Genomic DNA, 1061 nt, shown 5'->3' with positions numbered 1-1061 from the left:
GGCCTATGTCGAGCGTTCGCTCCTGATCAGCGACGATGACATCGTCGCCGCGCAGAAGGCGCTCTGGGACCGGGTGCGAATCATTTCCGAGCCGGGCGGTGCCGCGGCCTTCGCGGCGGTGCTCTCCGGCCGCTACCAGCCCTCGCCGGGCGAGCGCATCGCGGTTCTGGTCTGCGGCTCCAACACCGACCCCGCAAAATTCTGACCATAAAGCGGAAAGAACGGTTCACGTTTTTGGAACCCGCCTCGCCTTTGCCGTGTTTGCTGGTACACTTCTAGTCCTGAGGTTCGGGCCATCCCGCCCGGACAGGAAGGCCGATGACGCAACGACCCACTTCCAGCGGCAATCGTGGCCTGGCCGGGCGTCTTGCCCTGAGCCGGCTGGCGACGCGGTCCTCCATGGTGGTCGAGCGTGGCTGGCCGCTGCTTTTGCCGCTGCTCATCCTTGCCGGCCTGTTCCTCAGCATCTCCTGGCTCGGCCTGTTCCCGCTTCTGCCCGACGTCGCGCGCATCGGCGTGCTGATTGTCTTCGCCATAGCCGCCCTCGCAGCGCTCTACCCGCTGAGCGTCTTCCGCTTGCCGACGGCAGCCGAGATCGACCGGCGCATCGAAGCGGCCAATGAACTGCTGCATAGCCCGGTGCAGGTGCAGACCGACCGCCCGAGCGGTCAGGAAAGCATTTTCTCGCAGGCGCTTTGGCGCGAACACCAGAAGCGCATGGCTGAACGGCTGGGCAGTCTTGGCGCCGACCGGCCGCGCGCACGCGTTCCGGAGCGCGACCGCTGGGGCCTGCGCGCCGTCGCGGCGCTGCTCCTGGTCACCGCCTTCGCCTTCTCCTTCGGTCCGTCAGGCGGCCGCCACCTTCACCGTGCCGCAGGGCAGCGATGTCTCGCTGCGCGTCACCGGTGGCTCGGGCGAGGAGACGCTGAGCTTTGCCGACAAGGACGGCAATGCCCGCGCCATCGACCCGGCCGGACCGCAGGCCGCCAAGCCGGTGTCGACAGCAGCGCCAAAAGTGCGCCAGTTCACCGGCAAGCTGACCGGCGACGGCGGGCTGACGC

Annotated in this window: 2 pseudogenes; both read left to right on the top strand. The window is 68.1% G+C overall.

What is annotated here, in order from left to right:
• Nucleotides 1-205, top strand: a pseudogene (locus EN742_RS35815) (pyridoxal-phosphate dependent enzyme); the annotation flags it as partial.
• 113 nt (nucleotides 206-318) lie between these two features.
• Nucleotides 319-1061: pseudogene (locus EN742_RS35810) on the top strand (DUF4175 family protein); the annotation flags it as partial.

The organism is Mesorhizobium sp. M4A.F.Ca.ET.020.02.1.1, assembly GCF_004022645.1.
In the GTDB taxonomy this organism is placed as follows: domain Bacteria; phylum Pseudomonadota; class Alphaproteobacteria; order Rhizobiales; family Rhizobiaceae; genus Mesorhizobium.
This window is presented reverse-complemented; position numbering and strand designations above follow the sequence as displayed.